We start from the raw sequence: 16,107 nt of genomic DNA on the forward strand, positions 1-16,107 counted from the left end.
AACCCTGACATCGTGATAACCTCTGCATAAAATGTTTGAGGTTAGTATTTATCACTTAAGTGGCATTAGCAAATTTTATTTAAGTTTTAAATGATTACTTACCTATTCCAAGGCGGAGTTATTATGCGTAATGAGTTAATGAAAATGATAAGGCTCAATAATGAAATGCTCAGTCATTGCGCTGTATTCCCTGCCTTCTAGAAATATCGGCGGTGCAAAGACCGGATCTACGGTTATTTCGGGCATACTGTAGGCTCCTTCATATTTCTAGGCGCTTGAATAGGGTATTCTGGCATGCCATAGGTGAAACAAGATGAGACGACTTTCACTTCATTACAAGGTAGAAAATGCACTTGTAACCCGCAGGATTTATCGTATTGGGCAATGGGCACAATCGCTTCATGTGTATGAGTATTTGTATCTACTTCTTTTTCCCATTGTTTATATTTAACTCTATCAGTGAATCCTGGGAATTTTGAAACCTTTTTGGCATCTACTGTGTTCCATGAAATATGAGCTCTTAACTCTGGTGTCCATTTTTTAGGGATCATGGCACAACAGATGTATCCCCCGATTGAGCCTCCCGCCCCATTGATTTTGAAATCGGATATTTCATATTCGGTGTGGTTAATACCCGTGATATTGCCAGCATTATAAGCGGATTGTTGCGCGGCGGAGCATCCAGAAAGAAGCACCGTGAAAATAAAGGTGGTTTTTGCTAACCCTGACATCGTGATTGCCTCTCCATGAAATGTTTGAGGTTAGTATTTATCACTTAAGTATCATTGGCAAATTTTATTTAAGTTTTAAATGATTGCTTACCTGTTCCAAGGCGGAGTTATTATGCATAAAGAGTTAATGAAAATGATAAGGCTCAATAATGAAATGCTCAGTCATTGCGCTGTATTCCCTGCCTTCTAGAAATATCGGCGGTGCAAAGACCGGATCTACGGTGATTTCGGGCATACTGTAGGCTCCTTCATTTTTCTAGGCGCTTGAATAGGGTATTCCGGCATGCCATAGGTGAAACAAGATGAGACGACCTTAACTTCATTACAAGGCAGAAAATGCACTTGTAACCCACAAGATTTATCGTATTGGGCAATGGGCACAATCGCTTCGTGATTTTGTGTTCTATCTTTAACTTGTTGTTCCCATTTATTAAAATCATCCACTTTATTAAAATTAGGTGGAGGCGGAAGCCCTTTGGTATTGATTGTCTTCCATGAAATATAAGCTCTTAGCTCAGGTGTCCATTTTTTAGGGATCATAACACAACAAGTGTATCCGCCAATTGACCCACCGGCCTCATTGATTTTGAAATCGGATATTTCATATTCGGTGTGGTTAATACCGGTTGTATTACCAGCATTATAAGCGGATTGTTGCGCGACGGAGCATCCAGAAAGAAGCACTGTGAAAATAAAGGTGGTTTTTGCTAACCCTGACATCGTGATTGCCTCTCCATGAAATGTATGGAGTTAGTATTTATCACTTAAGTGGCATTAGCAAATTTTATTTAAGTTTTAAATAATTGCTTACCTGTTCCAAGGCGGGATTATCCTGCATCAGAATCTTATAAAAGAGATAAGATTAATAATGAAAAATAATCTTTAAAAACAAAAAAGGCGGAATCAATCCACCTTTTCATCGTTATTGATATCACTTTTAACGTGTTTAATTAATTATTTTTATCCGTTGCTTCGCTAACAGCTTCAAGCGTATTATCCATCAACTCTGCTTCAGGGCGAATAATGCTCACAAGTTTGAAAATTAAACTTAAAACAATACCTACAATCGTTGCTAATGCCATGCCTTTCAATTCTGCTGCGCCGATATGAATAGCCGCCCCGCTCACACCAACAATTAAAATAATCGCAGTTAAAATTAAGTTTTGAGGTTTGTTATAATCAACCTTAGAGTCGATTAATACACGAATACCTGAAGCACCAATCACACCATATAATAGTAATGAAACCCCCCCCATTACAGGAACAGGTACCGCTGCTATTGCAGCAGCTAATTTACCCACACACGATAATAAAATAGCGATAATGGCAGCACCACCAATAACCCATGAGCTATAAACTTTAGTGATTGCCATAACGCCAATATTTTCACCGTAGGTTGTATTCGGTGTTGATCCAAAAAAACCCGAAATAATGGTAGAGAAACCATTAGCAAACATGGAACGATGTAAGCCTGGATTTTTCATTAAATCACGTTTCACAATATTCGCTGTCACTACAAGATGACCTACGTGCTCAGCAATAACAACCAATGCCGCAGGTAAAATAATAAATATTGCACTCCACTCAAACCGTGGTGAATAAAAAGTAGGTAATGCAAACCAATGAGCTTCTTTTATAGGTGTAACATCAACAACGCCCATAAAGAATGAAAGTGCATAACCTGCTAATACACCAATTAAGATAGGAATAATGGCAAGGAATCCTCTAAATACGACAGAACCTAGAATAGTAACGCCCAATGTTACCATTGAAATAAGCAATGTCTGACTATCAACAGGTGAATCAGCACTAGGCAATAAACCTGCCATTCCTGCTGCTGTACCCGCTAATTCAAGGCCGATAACAGCAACGATTGCACCCATCGCCGCAGGTGGAAACATCACATTAATCCAACCTCGTCCTGCAATCTTAACAATACCTGCAACAAGGCAAAACAATACCCCACAGACAATAAAACCACCTAAAGCTAACTCATATCCTAAAGGGAGAAGTAATAATACAGGGGAAATAAAAGCAAAACTTGAACCTAAATAAGCTGGGATACGGCCTTTACAGATAAAGAGATAAAGTAACGTACCAATACCATTAAATAATAGAATTGTTGCTGGATTAACTTTAAATAAAATAGGGACAAGCACTGTTGCACCAAACATGGCGAACAGATGTTGTAAGCTCAACGGGATCGTTTGTAATAACGGTGGACGCTCTTCTACCCCAATTGCACGACGAGTCATGCTGACAACCTCTCTATAATATGAATAGATAAATGATTATGTTTTTAATTTTAAAAATATTCGGTTCAAAAAAAAGCCGACTATCAAAGTCGGCTTAATTATTATTTTGTACCAAATATCTTATCACCGGCATCGCCGAGACCAGGAACAATATATCCATGCTCATTGAGATGATCATCAATTGATGCAGTATATAATTCCACATCAGGATGAGCCTCTCTCAATGCCTTAATTCCTTCAGGAGCAGCAACCAGTACTAATACTTTAATTGATGAACAGCCCGCATTTTTTAATAAGTCAATTGTGGCAATCATAGAGCCGCCAGTTGCTAACATTGGGTCAACAACAAGAGCCATGCGTTCTTCAATATGGGAGGCTAATTTCTGGAAGTAAGGGACGGGTTTTAAAGTTTCTTCATCGCGGTAAACACCAACAACACTAATTCGGGCACTAGGAATATTTTCTAATACTCCATCCATCATCCCGAGACCGGCTCGTAAGATAGGAACAACAGTAATTTTTTTTCCTTTAATTTGTTCTATCTCAACAGGACCGCACCAACCTTCAATAGTGACTGTTTCCGTTTCTAAATCAGCAGTCGCTTCATACGTCAGTAGACTGGAAACTTCTGAAGCCAGCTCACGAAAGCGTTTAGTGCTAATATCATGATCTCGCATCAGCCCCAGTTTATGTTGAATGAGTGGGTGCTTTACCTCAACGATCTTCATAATTTCTCCTAATGTTCGTCGCAGCCTGACAAAAAAATCGCGAGATTATACCGCTTTTTTATCAGTATGCCATCGTTTTTCTATTGATTTTAATCAAGTGCACAGCTTTTAATCAGACCAACATGAATAATTGTGAGCGACAAAGAAGATCCTCGCAAACGTTTGCTTTGACTGATAGAATAGCATTCGCACACATTTTTTTAACAGCAACTTGCCGTGAGGGCCAGACGTGACTAGCAAATCCTCTCTCAGCTATAAAGACGCCGGTGTCGATATTGATGCTGGTAATGCTTTAGTCGATCGTATCAAAACTGTAGTAAAAGAGACTCGCCGTCCTGAAGTCATGGGAGGTTTAGGTGGCTTTGGCGCTTTATGCGCTATTCCCTCTAAATACCGTGAACCTATCTTAGTATCAGGCACTGATGGCGTCGGAACTAAACTTCGCCTCGCTATGGACTTAAATCGCCATGATGATATTGGTATTGATTTAGTCGCAATGTGTGTAAATGATTTAATCGTTCAAGGTGCTGAGCCTCTTTTTTTCCTTGATTACTATGCCACAGGAAAATTAGATGTCGATACCGCGGCGCGTGTAGTGACAGGTATTGCTGAAGGTTGTAAACAATCAGGTTGCGCATTAGTCGGTGGCGAAACCGCAGAAATGCCGGGTATGTATCATGGTAATGATTACGATATTGCGGGCTTTTGTGTTGGCGTTGTTGAAAAATCAGAAATTATCGATGGCAGTAAAGTGAAAGCGGGTGACGCTTTGATTGCATTAGCCTCAAGTGGTCCTCACTCTAATGGCTACTCGTTAGTTCGTAAAATTTTAGACGTCAGCAATGCTGATGCCGAAAAGACACAACTTGAGGGTAAATCCCTTGCTGATCATCTTCTAGCACCAACCCGTATCTATGTTAAATCACTGCTTTCTCTGATTGAAAAAGTGGATATTCACGCTGTTGCACATATTACAGGTGGTGGTTTTTGGGAAAATATCCCTCGTGTATTACCTGAAAATACACAAGCTCACATTAATAGCAACAGTTGGCAATGGCCTGCTGTCTTTACATGGTTACAAGAAGCAGGTGGCGTTAGCACTCACGAAATGTATCGTACATTTAACTGTGGTGTTGGCCTACTTATCGCGGTAAACCAAGATGATGTAGAACAAACATTAGCGCACCTAACCCAATGTGGTGAACAGGCATGGCTAATTGGCGAAATAGCGCCTCAATCTCATGGTGAAGCGCAAGTTATTATTGATTAATAAAACTCTGTGAATGAAAAAGATTATTGTTCTTATATCAGGTAATGGTAGCAACCTACAGGCAATTATTAATGCCTGTAGGGCAAATAAAATAGCGGGAGATATTGTTGCTGTATTTAGTAACAAAGCGGATGCTTATGGACTAGAAAGAGCAAAACTCGCCAATATTCCTGCTCATTTTATTGATCCTAGCCTTTTTACCGATAGAGCCTGTTACGATGAAGCGTTGATTAAGAAAATAGATATTTATCAACCCGATATTGTGATATTAGCAGGTTTTATGCGTATTTTATCACCTGTTTTTGTCACGCATTATCAACATAAACTATTGAATATCCACCCTTCTCTTCTTCCTAAGTACCCAGGATTACACACACATAAACAAGTCATTGAAAATAGAGACCCCTTTCATGGCGTGACAGTTCATTTTGTCACAGAAGAGCTAGATGGTGGTCCTATGATAATTCAAGCACGTATTGCTGTGTTACCCGAGGATACAGAAAAAACGCTACAAGCTAGAATACAAAAAGAGGAATATCGTATTTATCCACTTGCTATAAGCTGGCTTGCTGAAGGACGATTGAAAATGGAGAATAATCAAGCTTATTTAGATAATATTGCGCTTTTTAACAATCTTGATTAACTATTTCTCTTAAGATAAAAAGTCACTTTATGCTACACTGTAGCCCGAGTGACTTTTTTTGTATCACTTTTTTCTCTTTTTATTCAATGCATTCGCCGAGGTGCTTATGTCCGGTGGTAGAAAAGCTCCACCTATAAAATTACGTCCTCTCGAACGAGAAGATCTCCCTTTTGTTCATCAACTTGATAATAATGCCAGCGTTATGCGCTATTGGTTTGAAGAACCTTATGAAGCTTTTATCGAGCTTTCTGATCTTTATGAGAAACATATTCACGATCAAAGTGAACGTCGTTTTACAGCAGAAAGTGATGGTACTAAAGTGGGCTTAGTTGAGCTTGTCGAAATTGACTATGTTCATCGTCGCGCAGAATTCCAAATTATTATTGCACCCGCGCATCAAGGCCATGGTTACGCTTCACGAGCTGCAAAATTAGCAATGGATTATGCGTTTTCTGTCCTTAATCTTTATAAACTCTATTTAATCGTCGATAAAGAAAATGCAAAAGCGATTCATATTTATGAAAAGCTTGGCTTTAAAAAAGAGGGTGATTTAATAGATGAATTTTTCGTTAACGGTGAATATCGTTCTGCGATTAGAATGTGTACTTTCCAAGCTAAATATTTTGAACAAAAATCAAAAGAAACAAAACCGGAAAACTTTATAAAACCAGGTGCCACTATTAAGCAACATGTCTGATAAATATCAGATATAAGATTTAACGCTAACCTTATTGGAGTTCAGATGTCCCAAGAACGACTCTATATAGATAAAGAGCTCAGCTGGCTCGCATTTAATGAGCGAGTATTACAAGAGGCGGCAGATAAACGAAACCCGTTAATTGAAAGAGTTAGGTTTCTGGGTATCTATTCCAATAATCTTGATGAATTTTATAAAGTTCGTTTTGCAGATGTAAAACGCAGAATGCTAATCAATGAAGAGCGTGGTTCTCGTTCTGCCTCTAGCCATGCTAGTCATTTGATTAAAAAAATTCATTCAAAAGTAACCAAAATAGATCAAGAATTTGACGCCCTCTATAATGATTTGCTATTAGAAATGGCAAGAAATCAGATTTTTTTAATTAATGAGCGCCAAATATCACCTAATCAGCAAATCTGGTTACGACAATATTTTCGCCAGCATTTAAGAAAACACATCACGCCAATTCTGATTAATCCTGAAACCAACTTAGTTGAGTTTCTTAAAGATGATTATACATATTTAGCGGTTGAAATTGCACAAGGGCAAAATATTCATTATGCATTATTAGAAATTCCTTCTGATAAAGTACCTCGTTTTGTTATTTTGCCAACAGAACAAGGTCGTGGTAAGAAAAAATCCATGATCTTATTAGATAATATTTTGCGTTATTGCCTTGATGAGATTTTTAAAGGATTTTTTGATTATGATTCATTAAATGCCTATTCCATGAAAATGACGCGTGATGCGGAATACGATCTCGCTACAGAGATGGAATCAAGTTTACTTGAAATGATGTCATCAACGCTAAAACAACGTTTAACAGCAGAGCCTGTACGCTTTGTGTATCAACGTGATATGCCTGATGAGATGGTTGAAGTTCTAAGAAGCAAATTAGGGCTATCCAATAATGACTCTGTTATTGCGGGTGGTCGTTATCATAATTTCAAAGACTTTATCGATTTTCCTAATGAGGGAAGTAAGTTTCTCTTAAATAAGCCAATTCCCCGTTTACGCCATGTCTGGTTTGATAATTTCCGTAATGGTTTTGATGCCATTCGTGAACGCGATGTCCTGCTCTATTATCCTTATCATACCTTTGAGCATATGTTGGAATTGTTACGCCAAGCCTCTTTTGACCCGAGTGTTATCGCGATAAAAATCAATATCTATCGTGTCGCCAAAGACTCACGAATTATTGATTCAATGATACATGCGGCTCATAACGGTAAACGTATTACTGTGGTAGTTGAATTACAAGCACGTTTTGACGAAGCGGCGAATATTCACTGGGCTAAACGGCTAACAGAAGCAGGTGTTCATGTTATTTTTTCTGCACCTGGTTTAAAAATTCATGCAAAATTATTTATTATTTCTCGTTTAGAAGAAGGTGAGATTATTCGTTATGCACATATCGGCACGGGTAACTTTAACGAAAAAACAGCCAGATTATATACTGACTACTCATTATTAACCGCTAACCCTGAAATTACGAATGAGGTTAGACGCGTCTTTAATTTTATTGAAAACCCTTATCGCCCTGTTAGTTTTGAACATTTAATGGTTTCACCACAAAACTCGCGTTTACTGTTAAATCAATTAATTACTAATGAAATACACAGTGCACAAGCAGGACATGTAGCAGGGATCACCTTAAAAGTGAATAATTTAGTCGATGAAGAGTTAGTCAATCGACTTTATGATGCTTCTGATGCGGGTGTTAAAATTCGTCTACTCGTAAGAGGTATGTGCTCTTTAGTCCCTAATCAACCCGGATTTAGTGAAAACATTCAAGTCACGAGTGTTGTTGATCGCTTTTTAGAGCACGACAGAGTGTATGTTTTTACAAATAAAGGTGATGAAAAAATCTTTCTTTCTTCTGCTGATTGGATGACACGAAATTTAGATTACCGTATTGAAGTCGCGGTACCTTTGCTTGACCCGCGAATTAAACAGCAGGTTCTTGATATATTAGACCTTCAATTTAATGACACGGTAAAAGCACGTTATATAGATAAAGATTTAACAAATAGCTATGTCCCACGAGGAAACAAACGTAAAATTCGTTCCCAACTTGCTGTTTATGAATATATTAAATCTTTAGAACAACCAGGAACACGAGCGTAATCTATGCCTTTAACACAAGAAGAGACCTCACCACGTCCTTTAGAAATTGCCGCTATTGACCTAGGCTCTAATAGTTTTCATATGATAATTGCGCGCGTTGTTAATGGCGCATTGCAAGTGTTAAGTCGATTAAAACAACGTGTTTATCTTGCTGATGGGCTTGATGATGATAATCAATTAAGCGAGGAAGCTATGTTACGTGGGCTTTCTGCACTTTCTCTTTTTGCAGAAAGATTACAAGGTTTTCCTGCTGAAAATGTCACTGTAGTTGGTACACATACTTTGCGTGTTGCCAATAACGCTAAAATATTTTTACAGCGTGCCAAAGAAGTAATGCCCTATCCCATCGAGATTATATCAGGTCATGAAGAAGCTCGATTAATCTTTATGGGCGTTGAGCATACGCAATCTGAAAAAGGTCGTAAACTTGTCATTGATATCGGTGGCGGTTCAACAGAACTTATAATTGGTGAAAATTTTGAACCTCTTTTAATAGAAAGCCAACGTATGGGTTGTGTTAGCTTTAGTCGCCAATTTTTCCCTGAACACAAAATTAGTGAATCTGCATTTAGAAAAGCACGCGAAAAAGCCGCGCGAAAAATGAAAAAAATTGCGTGGCAATACAAAATGACAGGTTGGGATGTTGCATTAGGTGCATCAGGAACGATTAAAGCCGCACATGAGATGTTAGTTGAGTTTGGCGAAAAAGACGGTGTTATCACACCAGAACGTCTATTAATGCTAACTAAACAAGTATTACGTTTTAAGAAATTTAAAGATATTGCCTTACCAGGATTATCTGATGAACGTAAACATGTTTTTGTACCCGGCCTGGCTATCTTATGCGGTATTTTTGATTCTTTAGGTTTAAAAGAACTCCATCTTTCTGACGGCGCATTGCGTGAAGGCGTATTGTATGAAATGGAAGGCCGTTTTCGCCACCAAGATATTCGTCAACGCACCGCAAAAAGTCTAGCTGAACACTATAATATCGATAGAGAACAGGCTAAACGAGTGTTAGCGACAATGGAAATGCTTTATAACCAATGGGCACAGCAAAATTCAAAGTTAGTCCGTCCTGATTTAGAAGCTATTCTTGTCTGGGCTGTTATGTTACATGAGGTCGGATTAAGTATTAATTTAAGCGGATTACATCGCCATTCTGCTTATATATTGCTAAATACCGATTTACCCGGCTTTAATCAAGAGCAACAACTACTATTAGCAACTCTCGTTCGTTACCAAAGAAAATCGATTAAATTTGATGAGTTACCTAAATTTAATCTCTATAAAAAGAAACAATATTTTCCTTTAGTACAAATATTAAGATTGGCAACATTGCTTAACAATCAAAGACAATCAACGACAAAACCTTCTTCTTTACGTCTTATTACTGATGAGAACCACTGGACTCTCTATTTTCCTGCACATTATCTGTCTGATAATACTTTGATGGAGCTTGATTTAGAAAAAGAACAAGAACATTGGCAGGCAGTTCCAGGCTGGAAATTGGATATTAAAGAGGAATCTTCTTAACAATATGATATTATGCATAAAAAGACGCAGATAAACGCGTCTTTTATTACGTTAACCCTATTGTGAAGAATATATAACAACGAATCACACAATAATTAATCACATAACAACAAAGGTGTGATTTGTGACGATAACATGAACATCACTAATATAATATTGTTCAAGGAACATATTTTTATACGCAGAGAGCCGATAATCATCCTAAATTGGAATAATGAATGTTCAATGGTTATCTCCCTCATAAGAATTAAAAAGGAATAACATGTCTCAAACAGCTATCAATAATGATACTGCGGCTGCCATTAATCCGTACTCACAAAAAGTGGCATACCTGCGTCAACAAATTTTGTCTATCTTTCTTGAAGATGACCGTTTTGTTGAAACCATCTTAGGTGAAGCAAGTGAAAATGATAGACTGAATCATCAAGAACTTCATGAGAAGATAACGAAAGTTCGAGAATTACTACAAGATCTACACGCGGCAGATATTGCAGATATTCTTGAAGCTTTACCCTATGACGAGCGTCTAGCACTGTGGCACTTGGTTGATAATAATGAACGTGGTGCTGTTTTAGTTGAAGCATCTGTCGCCGTATGGGATAGCCTGATTAAGGATATGACCGATCGTGAATTATTACGATCGGTCGCCACATTACATATTGATGAACAAGCCTATATCGCAGAACATTTACCTCGCGATACCATGCGTCGTCTTCTTACCTATTTAGAACCTAGTCTGCGTAATAGAATAAGAGAAGTCCTGCAATATCCTAAAGATAGTGTCGGTCAGATGATGGATTTTGAGTTTGTGACTGTGCGTGGTAACGTCACTTTAAAAACAGTACAACGATATTTACGTCAACGTGGTTCTATTCCTGAAGCAACAGATAAAATTTTTGTTATCGATAATGCGAATCATCTATTAGGTGAATTACCTTTAACAACCGTATTAACGCATTCCCCTGATAAGCGCGTTTCTGAAGTGATGAAAACAGATACAGTAAGCTTTATGCCTGAGGAAAAAGGCGAAGATGCTGCGGGTGCGTTCGAACGTTATGACTTAATTTCAGCCGCCGTTGTTGACAGTAATGGTCTTTTAATGGGACGACTTACCGTTGAAGACATCGTCGATAATATGCATGAAGAAAGTGATACCAATATACGTCGTATGGGGGGGTTAAGTCCTGAAGAAGACGTTTTTGCACCAGTAGGACAAGCTGTAAAAACACGTTGGACATGGCTTGCTATCAACTTATGTACAGCATTTGTCGCTTCTCGTGTTATTGGTGTCTTTGAACACACGATTTCTCAATTAGTTGCACTTGCAACATTAATGCCTATCGTTGCAGGTATTGGTGGTAATACCGGTAACCAAACCATCACCATGATTGTACGTGCTTTAGCGCTACACCAAATACAAACAGGAAGTTTTTCCTTCTTAATGTTAAGGGAACTAGGCGTTGCCTTAATTAACGGTATTGTTTGGGGTGGAATTATGGGCGTTGTCACCTTCTTACTCTATGGCGATGCTGCGATGGGTGCCGTGATGACAATGGCAATGGTCCTTAACCTCTTGATGGCTGCAATAATGGGGGTGTTAATACCAATGATAATGATAAAACTAGGCAAAGACCCTGCGATTGGCTCCAGTGTGATGATAACTGCAATTACTGATACAGGTGGTTTCTTTATCTTCTTAGGCTTAGCTACCATTTTCTTAGTCTAATCTGCCCTTATTAGTTTTTTATCAAAAAGCCACTAAATCTGTTTGATTGTAGTGGCTTTTTTGTTTCTATCCAAAAAATTTTTCAAACTATTAAGTTATTAGTAGGTAAAAATAAACTAATAACAAAGCGACTATTAATGCGGTTATAAAGATTTTTTTCATTGATTGGCTAAGTTGCATATTAGTTTGTTGTGTCACATCTTGTTGTTCGTGGCGATGTAATACACTTCTTAATACCAAACTTCCCCCTAATGCGATAAGAGAAAGTGTCGAAAAAATAATAATTGCGGTTAAAAGTACATCACTCATTGAAATAGAGAACATCGTTTCCTCAAACTTTTCCATAAAATAAAAATAATAGATTTAAACACTAAAATATTCATTAAAACTTAATACAAAAATCACAATGAAATTAAAATAAGCAATATAATTTCACATTTATTGTTTATTTTGAAATTTGATGTCACCATGAATTTATTTAACATAAAGAGTAATATGCTAATAGTAGAAATAATCACAGATCATATATTCCAATAAAGATGACTAATGCTTTATTAATTATCTAGTAAACAATGGATTTTCAAATATAAATAAATTCAAAATAAATTAATTTATAATTTTATTTATATTTTAAACTCAACAAATATATTTAACTATTGATTGGTATATCAATTAAATGATCAATTTAAAAATATTCACATATAAAAACAATAAATTTATTATTTATCGCATTATGTTATATTAACAGAATATATTTTCATGAAATAGCTACATAACGGCTTATAATTTTATAATAAATACAAAAGCTAGTTTATATTGCTATTTTTATTTGAGCTATTTACTTTATTAAGAGCTTCCTGATATAAATAAATTTGTATCACAATAATATTCTATCTTGTTTAATTTACGACAAACAATATTGTCATTAATTATTTATTTCCTACTGTTTTATTTATCGCATTTAAACAATGTATTTGTATTTTATAAACGGGTTATTTTTTATCACGATAATTAATATAGGTTTTTATTATGACATCAAACTCCACTCAGCCGTTGAGTCAACCTACGGCACGACCATTAAACCGAAACGACTATAAAACGTTAGGTTTATCCTCACTAGGAGGAACTTTGGAGTTCTATGATTTCGTGATCTTCGTATTCTTTACGAAAACATTGAGCCATCTTTTTTTTCCTGGTGACAATGCATTTATTGCACAAATGCAAACATTAGGTATTTTTGCAGCCGGTTACCTTGCTCGCCCTATTGGCGGTATCATTATGGCGCATTATGGGGATATCATTGGTCGTAAGCGAATGTTTACACTCAGTATTTTCTTAATGGCTGTACCAACATTGGTGATTGGTTTGTTGCCAACGTATGAAAGCATTGGCTTAATGGCACCGCTATTATTGTTATTAATGCGTATCATGCAAGGTGCGGCTATTGGTGGTGAAATGCCTGGTGCGTGGGTATTTATTGCAGAACATACACCAAAACAACGATATGGCTTAGGCGTAGGTACTTTAACATCAGGTATTACTGGCGGTATTTTATTAGGCTCTATTGTTGCGATCATCGTTCAACGTAGTTATAGCGCACAAGAAGTGAATGATTTTGCATGGCGTATTCCCTTTATTTTAGGGGGAGTTTTTGGGCTAATTTCTGTTTATTTACGTCGATTTTTACAGGAAACACCTATTTTTAAAGAAATGGCAGCAAAAAAAGCATTAGCGCAAGAAATGCCCGTTGTTTCTGTGATTAAAAATCATAAACAAGCCTGTGTTATTACGGCGATATTAACGTGGTCATTATCAACAGCCATTGTGGTTACTATTTTAATGACGCCAAGTGTGATTGTTGAAGGCATTTATAAAATTGATAGAACCACTTCGTTAGAAGCTAACTGTGTTGCGACATTAACCTTAACCTTAGGCTGTATTTTCTGGGGGTGGATAGGTGATAAAGCAGGTACACGTGTTTCAATGAGTTTATCTTGGGGTGGATTAATCGCCAGTGCATTCTATTTCTATGGCAATTTAGAGGCTTCAATGTCTGGCATTCAGTTAGCCTTTAATTATGGGTTGATGGGTTTCTTTGTCGGTGCAATTGCAACAACGCCCATTGTTAGCACACGTACTTTCCCACCTTCAATTCGTTTTTCTGGATTATCTTTTGCTTATAACATGTCTTATGCCGTATTTGGTGGATTAACACCAATGTTAACAGGGGCTTGGTTAGAGAAAACAGCAATGGCGGGTGCTTATTATGTTGCTGGCGTATCTGCTTTAGCGATTATCGTGGCTTTTTTACCGTTGGCTTATAAAGGTTGGACTGCAACTAAAGTAATGCCAAAAGAAGAAAACGATCTCATATTACAAACAGATAAAGCAATAAATTAACGCGATCTTTAATCGATAAAACAAAAAAGGATGCTATTCAAGCATCCTTTTTTTATATTAAGCAATGTTAGATAATCTTTACTGTGTCATTTTGCTTAACATAGGTGCAGTGATCAGCATTAAAATGGCAATCACCCCTGTTATAATACCAATTTGTAAAAATACACTACTATAAATTTCTAAAGAAGCATGTGCATTTTGTACATCTTCAGGCACTGCCATCAAACTTGCCACTTTACCCGCAATAATTGCAGCTGCCGCTGAGGTTAAGAACCAAGCTCCCATAATAAAGCCCATTAAGCGCTGTGGAACTAATTGTGCCACCATAGCAAGGCCAAGTCCTGAAATCATCAGTTCACCAATACTTTGAAAGCCATAGCTTGCAACAAGCCACCATGAAGAAACAATTCCCGCCTCATTCGCCATGCTTGCACCTAAAGGTAATACCAAAAATGCTGTTGCACTCAAGAACATACCAATAGTAAATTTATAAGGCATTGGCAGTTTATCGCCCATAAAGTTATAGATAGCAGCTAATAATGGGCTGGCTAACATTATCCAGAATGGATTTAATGATTGAAATTGTTCTGGTTCAACATTAATACCTAATAGTGAATGTTCAACATTATGAATGGCGAAGAAGTTTAAAGATGTTGGCATTTGATCGTAAAGCACAAAGAAAACGACCGCTTCAACCATTAATAAGAAAGCCACTATCATTTTACGACGCGCAGCACCTTTCATCATAAAGGTTTCGCGAGCAAAAATAAGAATGATACCTAATGAGATAATGGCCAATGACCAACTTGCCACTTCGTTATTATGTAATAACCAAGTTGATAACGCAGATAATGCAACAATACCCACCAGCGTTAATAGCAGTTTTAGATAGTTAAGTGGTTCAAAATCAGGTTTAGAACCTTTATCTTTAATCCAACCACGGCAAAAAACAAAGTTCACTAGGGTAATAAGCATTCCCACTACACTCAGTGAGAAAGCGACATCCCAGCCATATCTTGCAGCTAACCAAGGTGTTGCTAGCATAGAGAAGAAAGAGCCGACGTTGATAGACATATAGTACATGGTGAATGCACCGTCTAACTGCGGATCATCTTTTTCATAACAGGTTGCTAATAAAGACGATGGGTTGGCTTTAAATAAACCATTACCTACTGCGATTATTGCCAATCCCCAGTAGATCATGTCTTTACTATGGCCAGAAAAAGCAACCAGGGCATAGCCAATCGCCAGAACGATAGCACCAAGGACAATAACGCGTTTAGTTCCTAAAATTTTATCGCCTAACCATCCCCCGATAGCGACAAAACCATAAACCAATGCAGTAAATGCAGCAAACACAGTGATAGCTTGCGCCTCACTCATGCCTAGCATTTTAACCAGATAAACGGCCATAATTCCTTGCAAGCCGTAGTATCCAAAACGTTCCCATAATTCGATAGAAAAGATGAGATAAAATGAGCGAGGCTGCTTAAATGCATTCAGACTCGGTTTTTGTTCATCATCAGGTGTGTTTGCAGTTGACACTAAAAACCTCTAGTTATTCTATTACGCCCTTTATATTTAGGCTGATTTTTACAAAAAACGATTATTTCAAGACAGATTTAACACGCGGTGTATTTCAAACTGGATTGTTATTCTTTGAAAAGAGTTCAACGCAGAGAAAAACAGGGGTGGCATTCTATCACTCACAAGCATAATTATCTAAGAATTATAACTAACTATTAAGTTTTATCACAGATAACTGTATTTGTACAAAACACTTATACGGTTAAAAAGAGAGCAATTAAAATAACTTACTGATTATCAAAATATTATTTTATACTGTATTATTACGCCATGAACTATTTGTTCGTGTTGATATTATTGATTTTCTAGTAATTTTATTTATTGAATATAAACAATGAGATAATTTTATTATAATTATTGATAACTATTCAAAATATCACCAACAAACCACATTACTTGACCTAACT

General features: G+C 37.1%; 13 protein-coding genes. 7 read left to right on the top strand and 6 right to left on the bottom strand.

What is annotated here, in order from left to right; genetic code table 11:
- Window positions 1-233 precede the first annotated feature (233 nt).
- From tli1a (M983_RS01980) to upp, 4 genes are all read right to left on the bottom strand, one after another.
- A complete protein-coding gene (tli1a, locus tag M983_RS01980) occupies window positions 234-731 on the bottom strand; it encodes a Tli1a family immunity protein (RefSeq protein WP_066746251.1) in 498 nt (165 codons plus the stop codon).
- Between the two features lie 216 nt (window positions 732-947).
- Window positions 948-1,451, bottom strand: coding sequence for a Tli1a family immunity protein (gene tli1a / locus M983_RS01985; RefSeq protein WP_066746253.1), 504 nt, complete (start codon window positions 1,449-1,451; stop codon window positions 948-950).
- A 230-nt stretch (window positions 1,452-1,681) separates the two neighbouring features.
- Window positions 1,682-2,986 (bottom strand): uracil permease, encoded by a 1,305-nt coding sequence (gene uraA, locus M983_RS01990; protein ID WP_066746256.1) that lies wholly within the window; start codon window positions 2,984-2,986, stop codon window positions 1,682-1,684.
- 101 nt (window positions 2,987-3,087) lie between these two features.
- Complete coding sequence (gene upp, locus M983_RS01995; RefSeq protein WP_066746258.1) at window positions 3,088-3,714, bottom strand: uracil phosphoribosyltransferase; 627 nt, start codon at window positions 3,712-3,714, stop codon at window positions 3,088-3,090.
- A gap of 229 nt (window positions 3,715-3,943) precedes the next feature.
- On the opposite strand from upp, the gene purM reads away from it, so the two are divergent.
- The 6 genes from purM (at window position 3,944) to mgtE (ending at window position 11,713) form a co-directional block, all read left to right on the top strand.
- Window positions 3,944-4,984: a phosphoribosylformylglycinamidine cyclo-ligase gene (gene purM, locus M983_RS02000; protein ID WP_066746259.1), complete on the top strand. Its 1,041-nt coding sequence runs from the start codon at window positions 3,944-3,946 to the stop codon at window positions 4,982-4,984.
- Between the two features lie 13 nt (window positions 4,985-4,997).
- Window positions 4,998-5,627: a phosphoribosylglycinamide formyltransferase gene (purN, locus tag M983_RS02005; protein WP_066746262.1), complete on the top strand. Its 630-nt coding sequence runs from the start codon at window positions 4,998-5,000 to the stop codon at window positions 5,625-5,627.
- A gap of 106 nt (window positions 5,628-5,733) precedes the next feature.
- Complete coding sequence (gene speG, locus M983_RS02010) at window positions 5,734-6,324, top strand: spermidine N1-acetyltransferase (protein ID WP_066746264.1); 591 nt, start codon at window positions 5,734-5,736, stop codon at window positions 6,322-6,324.
- A gap of 45 nt (window positions 6,325-6,369) precedes the next feature.
- On the top strand, window positions 6,370-8,451 hold the full coding sequence (gene ppk1 / locus M983_RS02015; protein WP_066746267.1) for a polyphosphate kinase 1: 2,082 nt from the start codon (window positions 6,370-6,372) through the stop codon (window positions 8,449-8,451).
- Window positions 8,452-8,454: 3 nt separating this feature from the next.
- Entirely contained in the window at window positions 8,455-9,987 is a 1,533-nt protein-coding gene (ppx, locus tag M983_RS02020; protein WP_066746269.1) for an exopolyphosphatase, read from the top strand.
- 262 nt (window positions 9,988-10,249) lie between these two features.
- Window positions 10,250-11,713 (top strand): magnesium transporter, encoded by a 1,464-nt coding sequence (gene mgtE, locus M983_RS02025; RefSeq protein ID WP_066746271.1) that lies wholly within the window; start codon window positions 10,250-10,252, stop codon window positions 11,711-11,713.
- 90 nt (window positions 11,714-11,803) lie between these two features.
- Here the strand turns inward: mgtE and M983_RS02030 are convergent, their stop codons facing one another.
- On the bottom strand, window positions 11,804-12,058 hold the full coding sequence (locus M983_RS02030) for a hypothetical protein (RefSeq protein WP_245683994.1): 255 nt from the start codon (window positions 12,056-12,058) through the stop codon (window positions 11,804-11,806).
- A gap of 684 nt (window positions 12,059-12,742) precedes the next feature.
- Here M983_RS02030 and M983_RS02035 point away from each other — a divergent pair.
- Window positions 12,743-14,113, top strand: a complete 1,371-nt coding sequence (locus M983_RS02035; protein WP_066746275.1) for an MFS transporter — start codon at window positions 12,743-12,745, stop codon at window positions 14,111-14,113.
- 78 nt (window positions 14,114-14,191) lie between these two features.
- On the opposite strand, the gene dtpA is transcribed toward M983_RS02035, so the two are convergent.
- Window positions 14,192-15,658, bottom strand: a complete 1,467-nt coding sequence (gene dtpA, locus M983_RS02040) for a dipeptide/tripeptide permease DtpA (protein WP_066746278.1) — start codon at window positions 15,656-15,658, stop codon at window positions 14,192-14,194.
- Between the last annotated feature and the right edge of the window lie 449 nt (window positions 15,659-16,107).

The organism is Proteus myxofaciens ATCC 19692 (assembly GCF_001654855.1).
GTDB lineage: Bacteria > Pseudomonadota > Gammaproteobacteria > Enterobacterales > Enterobacteriaceae > Proteus > Proteus myxofaciens.

What these genes read in the sequence shown, in the direction of transcription:
- tli1a (WP_066746251.1), bottom strand. Translation starts at nt 731, where the DNA reads ATGTCAGGGTTAGCAAAAACCACCTTTATTTTCACGGTGCTTCTTTCT.
- tli1a (WP_066746253.1), bottom strand. Translation starts at nt 1,451, where the DNA reads ATGTCAGGGTTAGCAAAAACCACCTTTATTTTCACAGTGCTTCTTTCT.
- uraA (WP_066746256.1), bottom strand. Translation starts at nt 2,986, where the DNA reads ATGACTCGTCGTGCAATTGGGGTAGAAGAGCGTCCACCGTTATTACAA.
- upp (WP_066746258.1), bottom strand. Translation starts at nt 3,714, where the DNA reads ATGAAGATCGTTGAGGTAAAGCACCCACTCATTCAACATAAACTGGGG.
- purN (WP_066746262.1), top strand. Translation starts at nt 4,998, where the DNA reads ATGAAAAAGATTATTGTTCTTATATCAGGTAATGGTAGCAACCTACAG.
- speG (WP_066746264.1), top strand. Translation starts at nt 5,734, where the DNA reads ATGTCCGGTGGTAGAAAAGCTCCACCTATAAAATTACGTCCTCTCGAA.
- ppk1 (WP_066746267.1), top strand. Translation starts at nt 6,370, where the DNA reads ATGTCCCAAGAACGACTCTATATAGATAAAGAGCTCAGCTGGCTCGCA.
- ppx (WP_066746269.1), top strand. Translation starts at nt 8,455, where the DNA reads ATGCCTTTAACACAAGAAGAGACCTCACCACGTCCTTTAGAAATTGCC.
- mgtE (WP_066746271.1), top strand. Translation starts at nt 10,250, where the DNA reads ATGTCTCAAACAGCTATCAATAATGATACTGCGGCTGCCATTAATCCG.
- M983_RS02030 (WP_245683994.1), bottom strand. Translation starts at nt 12,058, where the DNA reads ATGGAAAAGTTTGAGGAAACGATGTTCTCTATTTCAATGAGTGATGTA.
- M983_RS02035 (WP_066746275.1), top strand. Translation starts at nt 12,743, where the DNA reads ATGACATCAAACTCCACTCAGCCGTTGAGTCAACCTACGGCACGACCA.